Origin of the sequence: Acinetobacter sp. NIOH-H-8 (assembly GCF_046635365.1) — a bacterium.
Taxonomy (GTDB): domain Bacteria; phylum Pseudomonadota; class Gammaproteobacteria; order Pseudomonadales; family Moraxellaceae; genus Acinetobacter.
In genome coordinates, this window is record NZ_JBHDVN010000305.1 from 1 (window position 1) to 404 (window position 404).

General features: G+C 69.1%; 1 protein-coding gene. It reads right to left on the bottom strand.

Annotated features, from left to right (window positions below; all coding sequences use genetic code 11):
- Positions 1-404, bottom strand: a 404-nt coding sequence (locus ACEWB7_RS18365) for a winged helix-turn-helix domain-containing protein (protein WP_411581144.1), incomplete at both ends; no start/stop codon positions are given.

A 404-nucleotide genomic window follows, 5' to 3' on the forward strand; every position in this document is an offset into this window, starting at 1 on the left:
GTGCACCTCCACCGCGTTGCTCTCTGCCCCCTCGTCCCAGCCGTAGAGTCTCTGCTGCAGTTGATCCCGGCTCAATACCCGGCCGCTCGGGGTGATGAGCTCCTGCAACAGCTTGTACGCGGGGGGGGTGAGCATGACCGGCGCGCCCCGTGATGTGACCTGTTGTGACGCGGGGCCGAGCGGCAGCTCCCCGTACTCCAGCACCGCCTGGGCCTGCCCCTTGCTGCGCCGCACCAGGGCGCGCAGCCGGGCGTTGAGCTCCTGCAGGGCGAAGGGTTTGACCATGTAGTCGTCGGAGCCTGCATCCAGCCCCAGTACCCGGTCGTCCAGGGCATCACGGGCGGTCTGGATGAGCTCGGGCAGGGTCTGCCCCTCCCGGCGCAACTTGCGCAGCAGGCTGATGC